The organism is Pseudomonas sp. PS1(2021) (assembly GCF_020405165.1).
GTDB classification, from domain to species: domain Bacteria; phylum Pseudomonadota; class Gammaproteobacteria; order Pseudomonadales; family Pseudomonadaceae; genus Pseudomonas; species Pseudomonas aeruginosa.
In genome coordinates this window covers 5,599,134-5,620,028 of sequence record NZ_CP084484.1, presented here as the reverse complement: position 1 = coordinate 5,620,028, position 20,895 = coordinate 5,599,134, and the positions used below count along the sequence as shown (strand labels likewise).

Below are 20,895 nucleotides of genomic sequence, written 5' to 3'. Positions count from 1 at the left end.
CGAAAAGCCCGCCACCTGGCGGGCTTTTTCATTTCCGGCGTACGAACCCCGGGCCGCGCACAAAAAAGCCCGCCAGGTGGCGGGCAAGGGTAACAAGCATTCTGGATGCAGCCGGGGCTCAGGCCTTGGCTTCGAAGATCACATACACCTTGCGACAGGCTTCGAGCACTTCCCAGGTGCCCTGGAAGCCGGCAGGGATCACGAAGCGGTCGCCGGCGCGCACGGTCTTGGCGTTGCCGTGCCGGTCGCGCAGCACCGAGACGCCCTGGATGATCTCGCAGTACTCGTGTTCGGTGTAGTTCACCGTCCACTGGCCCACGGCGCCTTCCCAGATACCGGCGTTGAACTGCCCGCAGGGGCTGCCATAGTGGTTGCGCACGCTCTGTTTCGGGTCGCCCTTGAGGATTTTCTCCGGCGCCGGGCTGTAGTGCTCCGGGGCGCTGTTGGCCTGGGCGAAGTCGACGATCTGTTCGATGTTCATGCTGACTCTCGGTTCTTGTGGTTCTGGCCAGTTGGGGGCAGGGCGGCGCCAGCCGCCCGCCTGGATCAGACGCTGGCGCGGATGGCCTGGGCCAGGCGCTCGACGATCTGGTCGATGTGGGGCTTGTCGATGATCAGCGGCGGCGACATGGCGATGATGTCGCCGGTCACCCGGACCATCAGGTCGTGCTCCCAGAAGCAGCGCTCGAAGACGTCGTAGCCGCGCTTGCCGGGGCCGTCCGCGTGCGGCGCCAGTTGCACGCCGCCGACCAGGCCGATGGCGCGGATGTCGACCACGTTGGGCAGGTCGCGCAGGCTGAACAGCGCGTCCTGCCAGTAGCCTTCCAGTTCGACGGCCCGCTGGAACAGGTCGTCGCGACGGTAGATGTCCAGGGTCGCCAGGGCGGCGGCGCAGGCTACCGGATGGCCGGAATAGGTATAGCCGTGGAAGAACTCGATGGCGCCCTGCGGGCCTTGCATGAAGGCAGCGTGGATCTTCTCGTCGACGAATACGGCGCCCATCGGGATGCTGCCGTTGGTCAGCCCCTTGGCGCAGGTCAGCAGGTCCGGGACGACGCCCCAGCGCTGCGCGGCGAAGGCTTCGCCGACGCGGCCGAAACCGGTGATCACTTCGTCGAAGATCAGCAGGATGCCATGCTTGCGGGTTATCTCGCGCAGCCGCTGAAGGTAGCCCTTGGGCGGCAGCACCACGCCGGCCGAGCCGGACATCGGCTCGACGATCACCGCGGCGATATTCTCGGCGCCGTGCAGGGTCACCAGGCGTTCCAGCTCCTCGGCCTTTTCCACGCCATGCTCGGGCAGGCCGACGGTGAAGGCGTTGCGGGCGACGTCCAGGGTGTGCGGCAGGTGGTCGACCCCCGGCAGCAGGTTGGCGGAGAAGGCCTTGCGGTTGTTGACCATACCGCCTACCGACAGGCCGCCGAAGCCGACCCCGTGGTAGCCCAGTTCGCGGCCGATCAGGCGGGTGCGGGTGCCCTGGCCGATGGCGCGCTGGTAGGCAAGGGCGATCTTCAGCGCGGTGTCCGCCGATTCCGAGCCGGAGTTGGTGAAGAACACTTTGTTCAGGCTCGGCGGGGCGATTTCCGCCAGCCGCGCGGCGAGTTCGAACGGCAGCGGGTGACCCATCTGGAACGGCGGGGCGTAGTCGAGGGTGGCGATCTGCCGGGCCACCGCTTCGCTGATCTCGCGCCGGCCGTGGCCGGCATTGCAGCACCAGAGGCCGGCGGTGCCGTCGAGGATGCGGCGCCCGCCCTGGGCGATATAGTGGATGCCTTCGGCGCTTTCCAGCAGGCGCGGCCGCGCCTTGAACTGGCGGTTGGCGGTGAAGGGCATCCAGAAGTTGTCGAGGCTGCTCGACTGCGGCTCGTTATTCATTGTCATAGGGCCACCCAGGTTGCACGCGAGGGATGAAGACGCTAGTCCGGGCGAGTCTATGTTTAAAATAATGAACGTGACAAGGGAGTTAGAGGGGTTCCTGTCAAATATATTGAAAACAGGCGCTGCTCTGGTTTAGGGTGGCGGACACCACGGGCCGCGCGCCCGCCTTGCAGAATCTGACAGCGCGCCTGTCTCCCAGGCGCCCAGAACACCAATAAGAGGACACGTTGTCATGACCACCCTGACCCGCGCCGACTGGGAAGCCCGCGCCAAAGACCTGAAGATCGAAGGCCGTGCCTTCGTCAACGGCGAATACAGCAACGCCGCCTCCGGCGAGACCTTCGACTGCCTGAGCCCGGTGGATGGCCGCTTCCTGGCCAAGGTCGCCAGTTGCGACCTGGCCGATGCCGAGCAGGCGGTCAAGGTCGCCCGCAATGCCTTCGATTCCGGCGCCTGGTCGCGCCTGGCGCCGGCCAAGCGCAAGCAGACGATGATCCGCTTCGCCGATCTGCTGCTGGAGAACGCCGAGGAGCTGGCCCTGCTGGAAACCCTGGACATGGGCAAGCCGATCAGCGACTCGCTGCACATCGACGTCGCCAGCGCCGCCAACAGCCTGCGCTGGAGCGCCGAGGCGATCGACAAGATCTATGACGAAGTCGCCGCCACTCCCCATGCCGAGCTGGGCCTGGTGACCCGCGAGCCGGTCGGCGTGGTCGCCGCCATCGTGCCGTGGAACTTCCCGCTGCTGATGTCCTGCTGGAAACTCGGTCCGGCCCTGGCCACCGGCAACTCGGTGATCCTCAAGCCCTCCGAGAAGTCGCCGCTGACCGCCATCCGCATCGCCCAGCTGGCCGTCGAGGCCGGCATTCCGAAAGGCGTGTTCAACGTGCTGCCGGGCTATGGCCACACGGTAGGCAAGGCGCTGGCATTGCACATGGATGTCGACACCCTGGTGTTCACCGGTTCGACCAAGATCGCCAAGCAACTGATGGTCTATGCCGGCGAGTCGAACATGAAGCGCGTCTGGCTGGAGGCCGGCGGCAAGAGCCCGAACATCGTCTTCGCCGACGCCCCGGACCTGAAGGCCGCCGCCGAAGCCGCTGCCGGCGCCATCGCCTTCAACCAGGGCGAAGTCTGCACCGCCGGTTCGCGCCTGCTGGTGGAGCGCTCCATCAAGGACAAGTTCCTGCCCCTGGTGATCGAGGCCCTCAAGGGCTGGAAACCGGGCAACCCGCTGGATCCGGAAACCAACGTCGGCGCGCTGGTGGACACCCAGCAGATGAACACCGTGCTGTCCTACATCGAGGCCGGTCACAACGACGGCGCCAAGCTGGTCGCCGGCGGCAAGCGGACCCTGGAAGAAACCGGCGGCACCTACGTCGAGCCGACCATCTTCGACGGCGTGACCAATGCGATGAAGATCGCCCGCGAGGAAATCTTCGGCCCGGTGCTCTCGGTGATCGAGTTCGAGGATGCCGAGGAAGCCGTGCGCATCGCCAACGACACGCCCTATGGGCTGGCGGCGGCGGTCTGGACCAGCAACCTGTCCAAGGCGCACCTGACTGCCAAGGCCCTGCGCGCCGGCAGCGTCTGGGTCAACCAGTACGACGGCGGCGACATGACCGCTCCGTTCGGCGGCTTCAAGCAGTCGGGCAACGGTCGCGACAAGTCGCTGCACGCCTTCGACAAGTACACCGAGCTGAAGGCGACCTGGATCAAGCTCTGATCGCCTAGGTCGGCCCTTCCGGGCCGGCTCTCTCGAGCCACACCCGCGGCCGGGTTTCCTTCTGGAAGCCCGGCCGCTGTGCTTCGTGCGCCGGATATATCCGCTCGCCCCGGCAAGGCTTCCGGGGTGCCAACGGGAGAATCGCAATGCGTTGGGGAAGCTATTTCGCCGTCTGTTCCGCAGTCATCAGCATCGGCCTCGCCCTTGGCCTGACCATGCCGCTGGTCTCGTTGCGCCTGGAGAGCTGGGGCTACGGCAGTTTCGCCATCGGCGTGATGGCCAGCACGCCGGCAGTGGGCGTGCTGCTCGGCGCGATGATCGCCGGGCGCCTCGCCGCGCGCGTCGGCACGCCGCGGCTGATGCAGTTGTGCCTGCTCACCGGGGCAGCCTCCGTCGGCCTGCTGGCGCTGCTGCAGAGCTACCCGGTATGGCTGTTGCTGCGCCTGCTGATCGGCGTGCAGCTCACCGTGGTGTTCATCCTCGGGGAAAGCTGGATCAACCAGTTGGCGGTGGAGAAGTGGCGTGGCCGGCTGGTCGCGCTGTACGGCACCGGCTACGCCCTCAGCCAACTGTCCGGGCCGGTACTGCTGACCTTCATCGGTACCGCCGACGACCGTGGCTTCTGGTTCGGCGTCTGCCTGCTGATTGCTGGCTCGTTGCTGCTGCTGGGCCGCAGCGGTGCGCCCAGGGTCGATCCGCACAGTGCCTCCGGGCGCGGTTTGTGGGCCTTCTGCCGGGGTCTGCCGGCGATCGCCTGGGCGGTGGTATTGTTCGCTGCCTTCGAGGCGATGATCCTCACCCTGCTGCCGGTATACGGGTTGCGCCAGGGCTTTCCGCAAGCGGTGGCGCTGGCCATGGTCAGTACCGTGGTGGTGGGCGATGCATTGTTGCAGCTGCCGATCGGCTGGCTCGCCGACCGGGTCTCGCGCAGCGGCCTGTTCGGCGGCTGCGGCCTGGTGCTGCTGCTGAGCAGCCTGGCGATTCCCCTGCTGCTGCAGACGTCGTTGATCTGGCCGCTGCTGGTGCTGTTCGGGGCCAGCGCCGGCGGGTTGTTCACCCTGGCGCTGATCCTGATCGGCGAGCGCTACCGAGACGATGCCCTGGTCCGGGCCAATGCCCATGTCGCGCAGCTATGGGGCATCGGCTGCCTGCTCGGCCCGCTGGCCACCGGCGCCGCCAGCCAGTGGATCAGCGGTCACGCCCTGCCGTTGATGATGGCGCTCGGCGCGGCGGGCTTCGTGGTGCTGGTGCGGCTGCGCGGGGCGATTCCGGCGGACGACGAGGCGACCGGCCTGGAAGCCTCCGAGTGACCCTCAGAGCATCTTTTCCAGTCCGATCATTCCCGCGACCCAGGCGTTCAGGCGTCGCCACAGGCTGCCCGGCTCGTGGCGCAGGACCTGGGGCCGGCCGTCGCGTTCGTCGATCCAGACCAGCTTCGGCCGGCTACCGCTGCGGTCGATGCGCACCTGGTAGCTGACGCTCGGCGCCATGCCCTCCAGCGCCAGTTGGCGGACCTGCTCGGCCAGCAGCGGACTGTCGACGATGACCCCGACTTCGGTGTTCCACAGGATCGAGCGCGGATCGAAGTTGAACGAACCGATGAATACCTTGCGCCGGTCGAAGACCATCGCCTTGCTGTGCAGGCTGGCGCTGCTCGATCCGTGCAGGCGCCAGGGCGCGCCGCTCAGCGGCTGGTCGGGATTGGCGCGCAGCTCGTAGAGCTTAACGCCATGCTCAAGCAGCGCCATCCGATAGGGCGCGTAGCCGGCATGCACGGCGGGCACGTCGGTGGCTTCCAGGGAGTTGGTCAGCAGGCGCACGCGGACGCCGCTGTCGGCCTTGCCGGTGAGGTAGTTGAGACCGTCCTTGGCCGGAACGAAATACGCCGAGACCAGGATCAGTTCCTTCTGCACGCCCTTGAACAGGCCCGCCAGGTGCGGACTGAGCAATAGGTGCGGGTCGGGCTCGCCGCGGCTCAATACCTTCAGCGGCGCATCCCAGATCGCCTCGGCGCGGGCCCAGGTGAGATTCTCCAGCCAGTTGCCCAGGCGTGGCTGGTCGCCGCGGTCGAACAGGTGGCGGATGTAGCCGGACTCCTTCACCGACTCCTTGCGCAGGTAGCGCTGCAACTTGCGTCGGGCCGACTCCAGTTCGCCGGGATAGGGCGCGCGCCAGAGGAAATCCTCGATCGGCCGGCTGATGGCGCTGTTCCAGTACTGGTCGAAGCTGTGCGAGAGCTGGTTGGCGATGGGGCCGACGCCGAGCAGGTCGAGGTCGGTGAAGTTCATCTCCGGCTTGGCGTTGAAATACTCGTCGCCGAGGTTGCGTCCGCCGACGATGGCCGCCGTGCCGTCGGCCAGCCACAGCTTGTTGTGCATGCGCCGGTGTTGCTGGGACAGGTTGAACAGGCGGCCGACGCCTCGCGTGATGCCGGTGGCGCGGCCCAGGTGCAACGGGTTGAACAGGCGCACCTGGATGTTCGGATGGGCGGAGAGCACACCGATCTCGTAGTCCCAGCCATCGCTGGCGGTGTCGTCGATGAGGATGCGTACCCGCACGCCACGGTCGGCTGCCTTGAGCAACTCGTAGGCGAGGGCGCGCGTGGTCAGTCCGTCGTGGACGATGTAGTACTGGATGTCGAGGCTGCGCTGGGCTGCGCGAATCAGCGCCGCGCGGGCGACGAAGGCATCCTCGCTGGCGCCCAGGAGGTGGAAGCCGGACTGGCCGGGGTGGTCGCGTCCCTGGATTTCGGCCTGCCTGGCCAGCCAGGTACCCTCGGCGGGCAGTGCCGACGACGGTTGCGGCGGAGGAGTGCTGGCGCAGCCGGAGAGGGCCAGGAGGGCCAGCAGGAGGAATCGGCGAAGCAAGGATATCTCCCGTGGAAACTCGAACGACCGGCTCATCCCGGTCGTGCGAATTCTAGGAGTTTTCCTCGGAAGAGCGATGCCCCGCCTGATTTTTTCAGAATCCACCGAGCCTCGGATGGGCTCAGCTACCGAGTTTTTCCTTCAGCCGGTACCAGGCCATGCCCAGCGCCAGCAGTGGCGAGCGCAGCAACTTGCCGCCGGGGAAGGTGATGTGCGGCACCTTGGCGAACAGGTCGAAGCCGTCGCTCTGCTGGCCGCCGATGGCTTCGGCGAGCAACTGCCCGGCGAGGTGCGTGGCGTTCACCCCGTGTCCGGAATAGGCCTGGGCGAAGTACACGTTGGGCTGCCCCGGCAGGCGGCCGATCTGTGGCAGGCGATTGGCGCCGATGCCGATCATGCCGCCCCATTGGTAGTCGATGCGGACGTTCGCCAGTTGCGGGAATACCTCCAGCATCTTCGGCCGCATGTAGGCGGCGATGTCGCTGGGGTCGCGGCCGGAATAATGGCAGGCGCCACCGAACAGCAGGCGGTTGTCGGCGGAGAGCCGGTAGTAGTCGAGGGCCACGCGCTGGTCGCACACCGCCATGTTCTGCGGCAGCAGTTGGCGGGCCAGTTTCTCGTCCAGCGGTTCGGTGGCGATCACGTAGCTGCCGGCCGGCAGTACCTTGCCGCCGAGCAGCGGGTTGAGGTCGTTCATGTAGGCGTTGCAGCCCAGCACCAGGGTCTTCGCCCGCACTTTGCCGGTGGCGGTATGCACCTGGACTTCCGTGCCGTAGTCGATCCGCGTCACCGGCGAGCGCTCGAACAGGCGGACGCCCAGCGACTGGGCAGCGGCGGCTTCGCCGAGGACCAGGTTGAGCGGGTGCAGGTGGCCAGAGCCCATGTCCACCAGGCCGCCGACGTAGCGATCGGAGCCGACCACGCTGCGCATCTCCGCGGCCGGCACCAGGCGCATCTCGTGGCGATAGCCGAGGGCCTGGAGTTCCTCCATGTCCTCGCGGAAGCCCTGGTAGTCGCCGGGCTTGTTCGCCAGGTCGCAGTAGCCCCAGCGCAGATCGCAGTCGATGGCGTACTGCTCGACCCGGCGACGGACGATCTCCACCGCCTCCAGGCCCATCAGCTTGAGTGCCTTCACGCCGTCGGCGCCGATCACCGGGAGGAACTGCTCGACGTCATGGCCGACGCCGCGGATCAACTGGCCGCCATTGCGTCCACTGGCGCCCCAGCCGATCCGGTGCGCTTCCAGCAGGACCACGGAGAAGCCGCGCTGGGCCAGTTCCAACGCCGTGTTCACTCCCGAGAAGCCGCCGCCGACGACGCACACGTCGGCCTGTTCTTCGCCGGCCAGGGGAGGGCACTCGATGCGTCGGTTGAGCGTGGCGGCGTAGTAGGAGGGGGCGTGTTGGGCGGTATGCACCGGCTGGTGAACGCGGGCGTTCATGTGTGAAATCCTGATTATTATGTGTGGAAAATTTGACGGAGCATAAACGTCAGTCGAGGCGCTCGCCAAGGGCGAAAAAGGAAAAAAACTGCGAGGTGTTGCGGGGATCGTGTACAGAAAAGACGGTGTTTCCCGTCTATGCCGGGAGTCCTGGCGGACTCCCGGAAAGTGCCTTGGGTCAATCCGGAACCGGTAGGTCGAGCGATTCCTTGACCTCTTCCATGACGATATAGCTCTTCGACTCGCGTACGTGCGGCAGTTTCAGCAGGATGTCGCCGAGCAGCTTGCGGTAGGACGCCATTTCCGAGATGCGAGCCTTCACCAGGTAGTCGAAGTGGCCGGACACCAGGTGGCATTCCAGCACATGGGGCAGCTTGAGCACCGCCCGGCGAAACTCTTCGAAGGTATCGCCGGACTTGTAGTCCAGGCTGATCTCGACGAACACCAGCAGGCTGGCCTTCAGATGCTGCGGATTGAGCCGGGCGTGATAGCCCATGATCAGGCCTTCGCGCTCCAGGCGGCGCACGCGTTCGGTGCAGGGTGTGGTCGAGAGGCCGACGCGTTCGCCCAGCTCGGTGAAGGAAATGCGACCTTCCTCCTGCAGGATGCGGAGGATGTTGCGGTCGATCTTGTCCAGCTCGCGCTTGCTCTGATGCTGGGTACGCATGGATGGAGGCTCCCCGTCTGGCTCGGAAAATCCGGAAATTTTCCGCCAATATAACGTCGAAAGCAGGGAAAAACACTGGCCAGGGAAAACGCCTTGATCTTGCACGAGGGCCCCGCCACCCTTGGCCGGGTCGGCAACGGACAGAGGTAGGACATGCGTTTGCGCAGAAGGACGACGTTGCTGCTGGTATTTGCAGTGCTGTTGCTGCTGGCGTTCGGCTACGGCTGGCATGCCTGGCGCAGCCTGTTGCGCGAGCAGGGTGTCGAGCGCCTGGAGTGGCAAGGCCTGGGCCTGTCCGCCGAAGGCATCGGGCTGCGACGGCTGGCGCTGGAGCGGCGCGGCGCGGATGGCGCCAGCCTGCGACTGGACGTGGAACACGCGCTGCTGCGCTGGCCCGGGCTGTCGGGTTGGCGTCCGCGTCTACCCGGCCTGCGCGTGGAGCAAGTGGCGCTCGCCTGGCAACCGGCTGCCGCGAGTTCCGACGACGACTCCGCTGCGCTGGACTGGACGTCCCTGCGCGAGACCCTCGCCTGGCTGCCGGAACAGATCCACCTCGAACGCTTCCATCTCGACCTGCCTTGTCCCGCCGGCCGCTGCGAGCAGGACGGCGGGCTGGACATCGGCCGCCCGTCGGGAGCGCTGTTTCCGCTGGCTGCGCAACTGCGCCTGCAACAGGAGGCGCAGCAGGCCCAGCTCGACGCCCAGCTCTTCGAGGAGCCTACCGGTTGGCGCCTGCGGACGCGCGCGCAACTCGACCGGCAGGCGCTGCTGACGCTGGACAGCCAGCTCGCGCCGTCCGATGGCGACGGCCTCTGGCAGGGGCGCCTGGAGGCGCCCGGCCTGCCGGACACCCGTGGCCTGGTGGTCTGGCTCAATCGCTGGTTGCCGGAAGCCCAGCGCCTGCCCGACGCACCGCAAGCCCTGCATCTGCAAGCGGACTGGACGATCCGCCTGGCGCCTGGCAGCGACTGGCTGGAGCCGCGCCGGGTGCTCGACGGCGGTGGCTCGGCGGCGCTGCTGGTGCAGGCTCCGCAAGCCTGGCCGCTGCCCGGTCTGGGTAATGTACAGGGCGAACTGCAAGTCCAACTGGATGGAGACGAGGGCGCCTGGTTGCCACGCCAGCTGCGCAGCGACTTGCGCCTGAGCCAGTTGCACGGCGAGTGGTTGCAGGCGCTGCCGGCCGAGTTGCGGCCGAGCGCGCTGGGCTTGCGCAGCGAGCCGCTGGAGCGCGATGCCGATAGCGTCACCGCGTTGCGCCTGGCGTTCACCAGCGAGGGCGCGAGTACGCTGAAGCTGGAGACGCGGCTCGACCTGCTGGGCATCTCGCCGTGGGCCGCCAGGCTGGTGGAGGGTCGCTTGCAGGTGGACGCGCCGCGCCTGCAATACCTGGGCTGGAAAGCCGAGCGACTGGTCGCGGAGATTCCCCTGGAGGGCCGGCTGGACGGGCAGCGCGCCAACCTCTCCTTCGGCAGGGGCGCGCGGTTGCAGGCGGCGTCCCTGGCCGAGCCGTCGACGCTGCACCTTGGCCAGCCCCGCCTCGACCTCGCCGGGGCCGCTCTCGAACTGGCCTACCAGCCGCTGGCGCTGCATTTCGCCGGGCCGCTGCAGGCGCAGGTCGGACAACTCCGCCAGGCCAACCTCAAACTGTTGGCCTGGACCTTCGAGGGGCCGCTCGACACCACCCTCGAGCGCACCAGCCTGAAGGGACGGCTGAGCAACGGCGCGGGGTTGGCGGCGGACATCCAGCTGCAGCGCGACGCGAAGACGCCCCTGGCGCTCTCCGCCAGGCTGGCCGAGGTGTTCTTCCGTACCGGCAATCCGCTGGCCGCGACCCTCGCCGACTGGCCGGGGCTGCTCGAACTGGGCAATGGGCGAGCGACCGCCGCGGCCGGCTGGAAGCTCGATGCGGCGGGCGCCTCGTCCCTCGACCTGGACCTGACCCTGAAAGGCCTCGACGGTATCTACGACCGCAGCGAGCTGAAGGGGCTGGGCGGCAGCCTGGCCTTGCGCCTGCGTGGCGGTCAGTTGAGCCTGGACAGCCCCGGCCTGAGCCTGGCCGAGGCCAATCCCGGCCTGCCGCTGGGGCCGGTGAGTTTCCGCGGGCGCTATGAGGCCCCGCTTTCCGCGCCGGGCAGCGGCCGTTTGAGCTGGCAGACGTTGCAGAGCGGCCTGTTCGGCGGGCAGGCCTCGGTCCCCGCGGGGAGCATCCGCCTGGGTCAGGCTGAGCAGAAGTTCGCCTTGCGTATCCAGGGCATACAACTCGGCGAGATTTTCCGGGTCTATCCGGCGGAGGGCCTGGCCGGCGAAGGCGCCCTGGACGGCGAGCTGCCGCTGATGCTGAACCGCTGGAAGCCCAGCGTCTCCGGCGGCCAGGTCAAGGCCCGCGAGCCCGGCTACCTGCGCTTCCGCTCGGCGAAGATCGAGGCGCTGGGGCGCAGCAACCCGGGGATGAAGCTGGTCGCCGATGCCCTCGACGATTTCCACTACGACGTCCTGCAAAGCAGCGTCGATTATCATGAGAACGGCAAGCTGTTGCTCGGCCTGCGCTTGCAGGGCAGCAACCCGGACCTGGAGAAGGGGCGCCCGGTCAACCTCAACGTCAATCTGGAGGAGGATATCCCGGCACTGCTGACCAGCCTGCAACTGAGCGACCGGGTCAGCGAAACCATTCGCCAACGTGTGCAGGAGCGCATGCAGAAACGCAAGGCTTCGGCGCCATGAGCCATACAGGAGAACCCCCGATGCGCCTCTGCGCTCTATTCGCTGTCCTGCTGCTGGGCAGCCTGACGATGGCCTGCACGCCCACCGTGCAGCTGGCGGCTCCCAGCGAGCCGATCAACATCAATCTCAACGTGAAAATCGAGCACGAGATCTACATCAAGGTCGACAAGGCTCTGGACGGCATCATCAACGAGAACAGCGGCCTGTTCTAAAGGAGCGGATCCATGACAACCCGTAGCAAACTCGGTATCGCCCTGCTGGCCCTCGGCATCAGCCTTTCCGCCATGGCGATGGACCTCGGCCAGGCCATGTCGGCCCTTGGCGGCGCCAAGGCCCAGGGCCTGGTCGGCGAGCAGGCGGACGGCTACCTTGGCGTGGTCAGCAACAGCGGCCAGGCGGCGGACATCGCCGCGCAGATCAATGCCGCGCGGCGTGCCGAATACCAGAAGGTGGCCAACAGCAGCGGCGCTTCGCTGGCCGACGTGGAGGCCATGGCCGGCAAGAAGGCGATGGAGAGAACCCCTGCCGGGCAGTACGTCCAGGTCGGCGGCAAGTGGGTGAAGAAATAGCGCGAAGGCTCCGCGAGCGCTCTGGGACGCTGCTCCGGTCGCAAGGGCCGGGCAGTGTCCGCGGAATTTTTCCTGTCGCGAGCGGTTCCTTCAGGGACTCCTGCCGTTTTCCATGGCTTCTGCGACAGGCTTTCCCGAAAAAGCGACTCCCGGCCTGAGTTCGATCATTTAAATATGCGGTATTTTTCCAGTTTTATGGTGGATGCGCCTCGGTAAAACCCCTGATTGTCCGGTTTTTTACCTGAGTAACCGCCTAAAATTGGTGATTATTTCTGCCTGCCTCTTCCTATACTGCGCGCATCTACACGCTCAAAATAACAAACGTCCGCGGTTCCTCCGCGACGTGGGAGGCGACAATGCGAGTTCTGGTCCTTGGCAGCGGTGTCATCGGTACCGCCAGTGCGTATTACCTGGCCCGTGCCGGGTTCGAGGTGTTGGTGGTCGACCGTCAGGACGGTCCCGCGCTGGAAACCAGCTTCGCCAACGCCGGCCAGGTGTCTCCCGGCTACGCTTCGCCCTGGGCAGCCCCGGGCATTCCCCTGAAGGCCATGAAGTGGCTGCTGGAAAAGCACGCGCCGCTGGCCATCAAGCTCACCTCCGATCCCAGCCAGTACGCCTGGATCCTGCAGATGCTGCGCAACTGCACCGCCGAGCGCTACGCCGTGAACAAGGAGCGCATGGTCCGCCTGTCCGAGTACAGCCGCGATTGCCTCGACGAACTGCGCGCCGAGACCGGCATCGCCTACGAGGGCCGCACCCTCGGCACCACCCAACTGTTCCGCACCCAGGCGCAGCTGGACGCCGCCGGCAAGGACATCGCCGTGCTCGAGCGCTCCGGCGTGCCCTACGAGGTTCTCGACCGCGATGGCATCGCCCGCGTAGAGCCGGCCTTGGCCAAGGTCGCCGACAAGCTGGTCGGCGCCTTGCGCCTGCCCAACGACCAGACCGGCGACTGCCAGCTGTTCACCACCCGCCTGGCGGAAATGGCCAAGGGCCTGGGCGTGGAGTTCCGCTTCGGCCAGAACATCGAGCGCCTGGACTTCGCCGGCGACCGCATCAACGGCGTGCTGGTCAACGGCGAATTGCTCACCGCCGACCACTACGTGCTGGCCCTGGGCAGCTACTCGCCGCAACTGCTCAAGCCGCTGGGTATCAAGGCTCCGGTCTATCCGCTGAAGGGTTATTCGCTGACCGTGCCGATCACCAACCCGGAGATGGCGCCGACCTCGACCATCCTCGACGAGACCTACAAGGTGGCGATCACCCGCTTCGACCAGCGCATCCGCGTCGGCGGCATGGCGGAAATCGCCGGCTTCGACCTGTCGCTGAACCCGCGCCGCCGCGAGACCCTGGAAATGATCACCACCGACCTCTATCCCGAGGGCGGCGATATCAGCCAGGCGACCTTCTGGACCGGCCTGCGCCCGGCGACCCCGGATGGCACCCCGATCGTCGGCGCCACCCGCTACCGCAACCTGTTCCTCAATACCGGCCACGGCACCCTGGGTTGGACCATGGCCTGCGGGTCGGGTCGCTACCTGGCCGACCTGATGGCGAAGAAGCGCCCGCAGATCAGTACCGAAGGCCTGGATATTTCCCGCTACAGCAATTCCCCGGAGAACGCCAAGAATGCCCATCCAGCGCCAGCACACTAACGAGCGTATGAGCCAGATCGTCGTCCACAACGGCACCGTCTACCTGGCGGGCCAGGTGGGCGAGGACATGTCCGCGGGCGTCGAGCAGCAGACCCGCGAGACCCTGGCGGCCATCGAACGTCTGCTGGAAGAGGCCGGCACCGACAAGACTCGGATCCTCTCGGTGACCATCTACCTGAAGGACATCGACGCCGACTTCGAAGGCATGAACCGCGTCTGGGACCAGTGGCTGCCGCGCGGCGTCGCGCCGGCGCGCGCCACCGTCGAAGCCAAGCTCTGCGAGCCGGAGATCCTGTTAGAGATGTCGGTGGTCGCTGCGCTGCCCTGAGTTTTGTCTGGCCCGGCCGGAGAGCCGGGCTTTTTTTCGCCTGATGAAAGGTGCGCGATGCCGCACCTCGCTGAAGAGAGACCCGTCGCCATGCGCCCCGCCCGTGCCCTGATCGACCTGCAAGCCCTTCGTCACAACTATCGGCTGGCCCGCGAGGCCACCGGCGCCCGTGCGCTCGCGGTGATCAAGGCGGACGCATACGGCCACGGCGCAGTGCGCTGTGCCGAAGCGCTGGCGGCCGAGGCCGATGGCTTCGCCGTGGCCTGCATCGAGGAGGGCCTGGAGCTGCGCGAGGCCGGTATCCGCCAGCCGATCCTGCTGCTGGAGGGCTTCTTCGAGGCGTCCGAGCTGGAGCTGATCGTCGCCCACGACTTCTGGTGCGTGGTGCATTGCGCCTGGCAATTGGAGGCGATCGAACGCGCCAGCCTGGCCCGCCCGCTGAACGTCTGGCTGAAGATGGATTCGGGCATGCACCGCGTCGGCTTCTTCCCCGAGGACTTCCGCGCCGCCCACGAGCGCCTGCGGGCCAGCGGCAAGGTGGCGAAGATCGTGATGATGAGTCACTTCTCCCGCGCCGACGAACTGGATTGCCCGCGCACCGAGGAACAGCTCGCTGTCTTCGCGGCCGCTAGCCAGGGCCTGGAAGGCGAGATCAGCCTGCGCAATTCGCCAGCCGTGCTCGGCTGGCCGAAGGTGCCCAGCGATTGGGTACGTCCGGGCATCCTGCTCTACGGAGCCACGCCGTTCGAGCGCGCACATCCGCTGGCCGACCGCTTGCGCCCGGTGATGACCCTGGAATCGAAGGTGATCAGCGTCCGCGACCTGCCGGCCGGCGAACCGGTCGGCTACGGCGCGCGCTACAGCACCGAGCGTAGCCAGCGCATCGGCGTGGTCGCCATGGGCTACGCCGATGGCTATCCGCGCCACGCCGCCGACGGCACCCTGGTGTTCATCGACGGCAAGCCGGGGCGCCTGGTTGGCCGGGTATCGATGGACATGCTCACCGTCGACCTTACCGACCATCCCCAGGCCGGGCTGGGCAGCCGGGTCGAACTATGGGGCCCGAACGTGCCGGTCGGCGCCCTGGCGGCGCAGTTCGGCAGCATTCCCTACCAGCTGCTGTGCAACCTGAAAAGGGTGCCGCGCGTCTATTCCGGGGCTTGAGAAAAACTTTCCGAATTCTTTGCGCAGGCATGTCGACCGATCTGTTGTAAATACTGAACAGTGTTGCCATGATACGGCCGACTTGGGGTCGCCAGCCGTGTGCGGCCTCGTTTTGCCTTGCCTGCCAGAAGAATAAGGAGGACTCCACCCTTGGACGTCGGTGCTCGTCTGCAAACCATCCGAAAGCTCAAAGGTCTTTCCCAGCGCGAACTCGCCAAACGGGCGGGTGTCACCAACAGCACTATCTCGATGATCGAGAAAAACAGCGTGAGCCCTTCCATCAGTTCGCTGAAGAAGGTGCTGGGCGGTATCCCCATGTCCCTGGTGGAGTTCTTCTCCCTGGACCTGGAGCAGGACAGCCATACCCAGGTTGTCTACAAGGCAGACGAACTGATCGACATTTCCAGCGGCGCGGTGTCCATGCGCCTGGTGGGCAAGGCGCACCCGAGCCGGGCGATCGCCTTCCTCGACGAAACCTACCCGCCGGGCTCCGACACCGGCGAGGAAATGCTCAACCACGAAGGCGAGGAGGCCGGCGTGCTGGTCGACGGGCGCCTGGAACTGACCGTCGGCAGCGAGACCTATGTGCTCGAGCGCGGCGACAGCTACTATTTCGAGAGCAACAAGCCGCACCGTTTTCGCAATCCCTACGATGTGCCGGCACGCTTGATCAGCGCCACCACGCCCGCAAATTTCTGACCTGAAGCACAAGACCCCGCCGGGCCCGAAGGGCGCCGGCCGACAAGGGGCATGCGGGGCTGCGACCTAATGCCGCAAGGCTTTGCGAGGGTGTGCAATTGTTTCTGCCGGGCTTTCTTTGCCGTTATACTTGCGCCCGCCCGCGCGGCCCGCAGTGATCGGTATCGTGCCCGGGTGTGATAAGCCACGATGAGGGTGTAAGGGTGAACCTGATTAAAAAAATGCTGGCGGCCCAAGCTGCCGTGTTGGCCCTGTGGGCTGTAAGCGCTCAGGCTACGACCACTGACGATGCGATCGCCAAGCGCCTCGAGCCGGTAGGCAAGGTCTGCGTACAAGGCAAGGAATGCGAAGGCGTCGGCGCCGTCGCGGCAGCCGCCGGTGGCGGCGGTGCGCGTTCCGGCGAAGACATCGTCGGCAAGACCTGCAACACCTGCCACGGCACCGGCCTGCTGGGCGCGCCGAAGGTTGGCGACAAGGCCGAGTGGGGCAAGCGCGCCAAGGAGCAGGGCGGCCTCGATGGCCTGCTGGCCAAGGCGATTTCCGGTATCAACGCCATGCCGCCGAAAGGCACCTGCGCCGATTGCTCGGACGACGAGCTGAAAGCCGCGATCAAGCATATGTCCGGTCTGTAACAACGCCGGAACCGTGTCGCGAAAAGCCGCCTCCTGGCGGCTTTTTCGTATCCGCGGTGCGGGTTTTTCCCGCTGGCGGATCGTCCCGCCGGCAAACAGGGTCCAAACTTCCGGCTACCCATTCGCCGGAGGGCATCGTCTTGAGCCGAACCTGTTCCATCGACGCCGCAGTCGATCACTTGCTGCAGACCATCGAGGGCCCGATTCGCATGGGCCTGCCCCTCGGGCTGGGCAAGCCCAACCGACTGGTCAATGCGTTGTACCAGCGCCTGCGGACCCTGCCGGAGCGCCAACTGACGCTGTATACCGCGCTTTCCCTGGGGCGTCCCGCCGCTGGCGGCGACCTGCAACGGCGTTTCCTCGAGCCTTTCGCCGAACGGGTCTTCGCCGACTACCCGGAGCTGGATTACCTGCACGCCCTGCGCCGCGACGAACTGCCGGCGAACATCCGCGTCGAGGAGTTCTACCTGCAGCCCGGCAGCCTGCTGGACAGCGCGCCGGCGCAGCAGCACTACATCAGTTGCAACTACAGCCACGTCGCCCGCGACATCAATGCCAAGGGCGTCAACGCGGTGGCCCAGCTGGTGGCGCGGCATCCCGAGCGGCCGGGCAAGCTGAGCCTGGCCTGCAACCCGGATATCACCCTGGACCTCCTGCCGATGCTGGAGAAGCGTCGCGCCGCTGGCGAGACCATCGTCGCCATCGGCGTGGTCCACGATGACCTGCCCTACCTGCCGGGCGACGCCGAGGTCGAGGAGTCGGTATTCGACCTGCTGATCGACGCGCCGGCGGAAAGCAGCCGGCTGTTCTCCACGCCGAACATGCCGGTCAACCTGCAGGATCACTGTATCGGTCTCCACGCCAGCGCGCTGGTGCGCGACGGCGGCACCCTGCAGATCGGCATCGGCTCGATGGGCGACGCGCTGACCGCCGCCCTGCTGCTGCGCCAGCGCGACAACGCCACCTACCGGGCGTTGATCGACGAGCTGGGTGTGCGTGCGCGCTGGGCCGAGACGATCGAGCGCGACGGTGGCCTGGAGCCGTTCCGCCGGGGGCTTTACGGTTGCAGCGAGATGTTCGTGCCGGGTCTGCTGGCGCTGGCCGAGGCCGGCGTGCTGAGCCGCCGGGTCTACCCCGACGAAGCGCGGCAGCGTGCCGCCGAGCGCGGCGAGGCGCCGGTGGAGGGCGGGGTGTGGCTGCACGGCGGCTTTTTCCTCGGTCCGTTGGCGTTCTACCGGCGCCTGCGCGAGATGTCGCTGGAAGAGCGCGCCGGGATCGGCATGACCGGCATCGGCTTCGTCAACAACCTGTACCGCCAGGAAGAGCTGAAGCGCCTGCAGCGGCGCGACGCGCGCTTCATCAACAGCGCCTTCACCGTGACCCTGCTCGGCGCCGGGGTCGCCGATCAACTGGAGGACGGCCGGGTGCTCAGTGGCGTCGGCGGGCAGTACAACTTCGTCGCCCAGGCCCACGAGCTGGAGGGCGCACGTTCGATCCTGATGCTGCGTAGCTGGCGCGAATCCGGCGGGGAAGTCAGTTCGAACATCGTCTGGCAGTACGCCCACACCACCATTCCCCGGCACTTGCGTGACATGGTGGTGACCGAGTATGGGATCGCCGACCTGCGCGGCAAGAACGACGCGGAAGTGATCGCCGCGCTGCTGGCCATCGCCGACTCGCGTTTCCAGCAGGCGCTGGCCGAGCAGGCCCGGGCGGCCGGCAAGCTGCCGAAGGATTTCGTCCTGCCCGAACGCTATCGCAACAATACCCCGGAGCGCCTGCAGGCCTTGCACCAGGCCCACGCAGCGGCGCTGCCGGAGTTTCCCCTGGGCAGCGATTTCGACGAGGTCGAGCAGGACCTGCTGCGGGCGTTGGGTTGGCTCAAGCGCAAGCTGAAGCTGAGCGAGATCCTCGAACTGGGCAAGGCGACCCTGGACGCGCCGGAGCCAGAAGCCTACCCGGCGCATCTGCGGCGCATGGACCTGGACGATCCGCAGGGGCTTCGCGAGGAACTCTACCAGCGCTTGCTGCTGGCCGGCCTGCGGGCCAGCCAGGAAGAGCGGGGCTGAGTGGCGCTCAGTCGAGGAACTCGACCTGGCCGCCGGCCAGCGATTTCACCCGGGCCAGGGACTCGACCCGGTAGCCTTCGCTTTCCAGCAGGGCGCGGCCATCCTGGAAGGATTTCTCGATGACGATGCCGAGCCCGGCAATGCTCGCGCCGGCCTGGCCGATCAGGTCGATCAGCGCCTTGGCGGCATGGCCGTTGGCGAGGAAGTCGTCGATCACCAGCACGTGGTCGTGGGCGTTCAGGTGCTTGGCCGAGATGGCGATGGTGCTCTCGGTCTGCTTGGTGAAGGAGAACACCTTGGAGATGTACAGGTTGTCCTTCAGGGTCAGCGACTGGTACTTGCGCGCGAAGATCACCGGGACGCCCAGCTCCAGGCCGGCCATGACCGCCGGGGCGATGCCGGAAGCCTCGATGGTGACGATCTTGGTGATGCCCTGGTCGCGGAAGCGCGTGGCGAACGCGTGACCGACCTGCTGCATCAGCTGCGGGTCGATCTGGTGGTTGAGAAAGGCGTCGACCTTGAGTACATGCTCGGAAAGGACGATGCCTTCCGAGCGGATTTTGTCTTTGAGAATGTCCACGGGTGGCTTCCTGCGAAGCGGCTGTCGCTGATGAAGCGCGGCATTGTACCGCCAGCCGGCGCCGCGCGCGACGTTCTCTCGGACGAGCGAACATGATCGAGCGGTCAGGAATCCGCGCCTGCCCGGCGCGGCCCCGTGGCAGGCGGGCCGCGCCGCTGCCGGCTCATTTCAGCAGGTTGTTCACCAGTAGCGTCTCGACGTCCTTGAAGCGCCCGCTGAGCACGGCCTTGGCGGCGTAGAGCGCGGTGTCGGCGACCTGGCCGAACTCGATCTTCGGCGGCATCACCAGCTCCGCAGGGTTGGTATGCACGTCCAGCAGCGCCGGACCGGGCTGGGCGAGGAACTCCTGCACCGCCGCCTCGAGATCCTCGGAGCGCGTCACCTTGCGTCCGTGGAAGCCGATCACCTCGGCGAGCCGGGCGAAGTCCGGGTTGAGCAGGTCGGTGTAGTTGTCCAGCAGGCCCTCGACCTTCTGTTCCAGCTCGACGAAGTTCAGCGAGGCATTGTTCAGCACCACTACCTTGATCGGCAGTTTTTCCTGGATGGCCGTCAGCAGGTCGCCGAGCAGCATGGCCAGACCGCCGTCGCCGGAGATCGAGATCACCTGGCGCTCGGGGTAGGCCTTCTTCAGTCCCAGCGCCTGGGGCATGGCGTTGGCCATGGTGCCGTGGACCAGGCTGGTGAGGGTGCGGCGCTTGCCGTTGCTGTGGATGTGACGCAACAGCCAGACCATCGCCGAGCCGCCGTCGGCGGTGAACAGGGCGTCCTCGCTGGCGTGCTGGTCGAGCAGGCTGACCAGGTGCTGGGGGTGGATCAGCTCGCCCTTGCCGGCTTGCTCCTCTTTTTCCAGCGTCCGCAGCGAGCGCTCGCGGTGCTCCAGGCATTCGTCGAGGAAGCTGCGTTCCTCGCGGACTTCGAGCAGCGGCAAGAGCGCCTCGAGGGTGGGGATCACGTCGCCGACCACGCCGAGATCGACGGGGTGGCGGCGACCCAGGTGGCTGCCGTCGCGGTCGACCTGGATCAGGGTGGCCTTCTGCGGATAGAACTGCGCCCAGGCGAAGTCGGCGCCGAGCAGCAGGAGGGTGTCGCACTCGGTCATCATGTGGAAGCCGGACTCGATCCCGAGCATACCGGTCATGCCCATGTTGAAGGGGTTGTCGTACTCGACGAAGTCCTTGGCCCGCGACGTGTGCGCGATGGGCGCCTTGAGGCGGTCGGCGAGGGCCACCAGCAGGTCGTGGGCGCCCTGGCAGCCGGAGCCGGCGTAGATGCCGATCTTCTTGCCGTGGGCCAGCAGGCGGGCGATGTCCTGCAGTTCGGCGTCGCTGGGGCGCAGCACCGGTTGCGGGAAATGCACCGAGAACGGCAGGTCGTCCTTCACCGTGGCCTGGCTGATGTCGGCCGGCAGGATCACCACCGCCACGCCGCGCCGGTTGAGCGCCGCCTGGCAGGCCAGGGCCACCACCCGGCGCGCCTGTTCCGGGCTGTGCACCTGCTCGCAGAACACCGAGCAACTGGCGTAGACCGCCTTGAAGTCGACCTCCTGGGGAAACTCCATGCCCAGTTGCGGGGTGACAATCTGGCTGGCGATCAGCACCATCGGCGCGCGGTTGCGCTGGGCCTCGTAGACGCCGTTGATGAAGTGCAGGCTGCCCGGTCCGCAGGAGCCGGCGCAGGCGGTCAGGCGTCCGCTGATGTAGGACTCGGCGCCCGCGGCGAAGGCCGCCGCCTCTTCGTGGCGCACGTGGACCCACTGGATCTGGCTGCGATGGATGGCGTCGGTGACATGGTTGAGGGTGTCGCCGACGATGCCATAGCAATGGCGGACGCCGGCGGCTTCCAGGGTTTCCACGACGATCTCGGCGACTTTCTTGCTCGACATGAAGCTGTCCTCGAATG

18 protein-coding genes are annotated in these 20,895 nt (G+C 66.7%); 11 read left to right on the top strand and 7 right to left on the bottom strand.

Annotated elements, in window-relative coordinates; all coding sequences use genetic code 11:
• Positions 1 to 118: 118 nt before the first annotated feature.
• A complete protein-coding gene (locus LE197_RS26755; RefSeq protein WP_003096551.1) occupies positions 119 to 481 on the bottom strand; it encodes a cupin domain-containing protein in 363 nt (120 codons plus the stop codon).
• Between the two features lie 65 nt (positions 482 to 546).
• Entirely contained in the window at positions 547 to 1,881 is a 1,335-nt protein-coding gene (locus LE197_RS26750; protein ID WP_004347287.1) for an aspartate aminotransferase family protein, read from the bottom strand.
• A gap of 229 nt (positions 1,882 to 2,110) precedes the next feature.
• Here LE197_RS26750 and LE197_RS26745 point away from each other — a divergent pair, with 229 nt between their 5' ends.
• Both LE197_RS26745 and LE197_RS26740 read left to right on the top strand, forming a co-directional pair.
• Positions 2,111 to 3,604, top strand: a complete 1,494-nt coding sequence (locus LE197_RS26745; RefSeq protein ID WP_003098285.1) for an aldehyde dehydrogenase — start codon at positions 2,111 to 2,113, stop codon at positions 3,602 to 3,604.
• A gap of 146 nt (positions 3,605 to 3,750) precedes the next feature.
• Positions 3,751 to 4,914: an MFS transporter gene (locus tag LE197_RS26740; protein ID WP_003117155.1), complete on the top strand. Its 1,164-nt coding sequence runs from the start codon at positions 3,751 to 3,753 to the stop codon at positions 4,912 to 4,914.
• A 3-nt stretch (positions 4,915 to 4,917) separates the two neighbouring features.
• On the opposite strand, the gene LE197_RS26735 is transcribed toward LE197_RS26740, so the two are convergent.
• The 3 genes from LE197_RS26735 to dadR form a co-directional block, all read right to left on the bottom strand.
• Positions 4,918 to 6,507 (bottom strand): phospholipase D family protein, encoded by a 1,590-nt coding sequence (locus LE197_RS26735; RefSeq protein ID WP_004347289.1) that lies wholly within the window; start codon positions 6,505 to 6,507, stop codon positions 4,918 to 4,920.
• An 85-nt stretch (positions 6,508 to 6,592) separates the two neighbouring features.
• Positions 6,593 to 7,912 carry an NAD(P)/FAD-dependent oxidoreductase gene (locus LE197_RS26730; protein ID WP_003098280.1) on the bottom strand — a complete coding sequence of 440 codons (1,320 nt, stop codon included), beginning with the start codon at positions 7,910 to 7,912 and terminating at the stop codon, positions 6,593 to 6,595.
• A 178-nt stretch (positions 7,913 to 8,090) separates the two neighbouring features.
• Complete coding sequence (gene dadR / locus LE197_RS26725) at positions 8,091 to 8,579, bottom strand: transcriptional regulator DadR (protein ID WP_003096535.1); 489 nt, start codon at positions 8,577 to 8,579, stop codon at positions 8,091 to 8,093.
• Between the two features lie 153 nt (positions 8,580 to 8,732).
• On the opposite strand from dadR, the gene LE197_RS26720 reads away from it, so the two are divergent.
• The 9 genes from LE197_RS26720 to LE197_RS26680 all read left to right on the top strand — a co-directional run bounded on the left by LE197_RS26720 (position 8,733) and on the right by LE197_RS26680 (position 18,416).
• Positions 8,733 to 11,300: a YdbH domain-containing protein gene (locus LE197_RS26720; RefSeq protein WP_012614681.1), complete on the top strand. Its 2,568-nt coding sequence runs from the start codon at positions 8,733 to 8,735 to the stop codon at positions 11,298 to 11,300.
• Between the two features lie 20 nt (positions 11,301 to 11,320).
• Positions 11,321 to 11,512, top strand: coding sequence for a YnbE family lipoprotein (locus LE197_RS26715; RefSeq protein ID WP_003096523.1), 192 nt, complete (start codon positions 11,321 to 11,323; stop codon positions 11,510 to 11,512).
• A gap of 12 nt (positions 11,513 to 11,524) precedes the next feature.
• Positions 11,525 to 11,869: a YdbL family protein gene (locus LE197_RS26710; protein WP_003098276.1), complete on the top strand. Its 345-nt coding sequence runs from the start codon at positions 11,525 to 11,527 to the stop codon at positions 11,867 to 11,869.
• Between the two features lie 356 nt (positions 11,870 to 12,225).
• Entirely contained in the window at positions 12,226 to 13,524 is a 1,299-nt protein-coding gene (gene dadA / locus LE197_RS26705) for a D-amino acid dehydrogenase (protein ID WP_023108885.1), read from the top strand.
• Complete coding sequence (locus tag LE197_RS26700) at positions 13,499 to 13,852, top strand: RidA family protein (protein WP_023089741.1); 354 nt, start codon at positions 13,499 to 13,501, stop codon at positions 13,850 to 13,852. The genes dadA and LE197_RS26700 overlap by 26 nt, the downstream gene beginning before the upstream one ends.
• Positions 13,853 to 13,942: 90 nt before the next feature.
• Positions 13,943 to 15,016 carry an alanine racemase gene (gene alr / locus LE197_RS26695; protein ID WP_023089740.1) on the top strand — a complete coding sequence of 358 codons (1,074 nt, stop codon included), beginning with the start codon at positions 13,943 to 13,945 and terminating at the stop codon, positions 15,014 to 15,016.
• Between the two features lie 150 nt (positions 15,017 to 15,166).
• Entirely contained in the window at positions 15,167 to 15,715 is a 549-nt protein-coding gene (locus LE197_RS26690) for a cupin domain-containing protein (RefSeq protein ID WP_003096513.1), read from the top strand.
• A 203-nt stretch (positions 15,716 to 15,918) separates the two neighbouring features.
• Positions 15,919 to 16,347: a c-type cytochrome gene (locus LE197_RS26685; protein WP_003096511.1), complete on the top strand. Its 429-nt coding sequence runs from the start codon at positions 15,919 to 15,921 to the stop codon at positions 16,345 to 16,347.
• A 209-nt stretch (positions 16,348 to 16,556) separates the two neighbouring features.
• Entirely contained in the window at positions 16,557 to 18,416 is a 1,860-nt protein-coding gene (locus LE197_RS26680) for an acetyl-CoA hydrolase/transferase C-terminal domain-containing protein (protein ID WP_073652017.1), read from the top strand.
• Between the two features lie 7 nt (positions 18,417 to 18,423).
• Here the strand turns inward: LE197_RS26680 and LE197_RS26675 are convergent, their stop codons facing one another.
• Together LE197_RS26675 and LE197_RS26670 are read right to left on the bottom strand one after the other, a co-directional pair.
• On the bottom strand, positions 18,424 to 18,996 hold the full coding sequence (locus LE197_RS26675; protein WP_003110452.1) for a xanthine phosphoribosyltransferase: 573 nt from the start codon (positions 18,994 to 18,996) through the stop codon (positions 18,424 to 18,426).
• A 163-nt stretch (positions 18,997 to 19,159) separates the two neighbouring features.
• Positions 19,160 to 20,878 carry a ubiquinone-dependent pyruvate dehydrogenase gene (locus tag LE197_RS26670; protein ID WP_003096506.1) on the bottom strand — a complete coding sequence of 573 codons (1,719 nt, stop codon included), beginning with the start codon at positions 20,876 to 20,878 and terminating at the stop codon, positions 19,160 to 19,162.
• Positions 20,879 to 20,895: the final 17 nt, after the last annotated feature.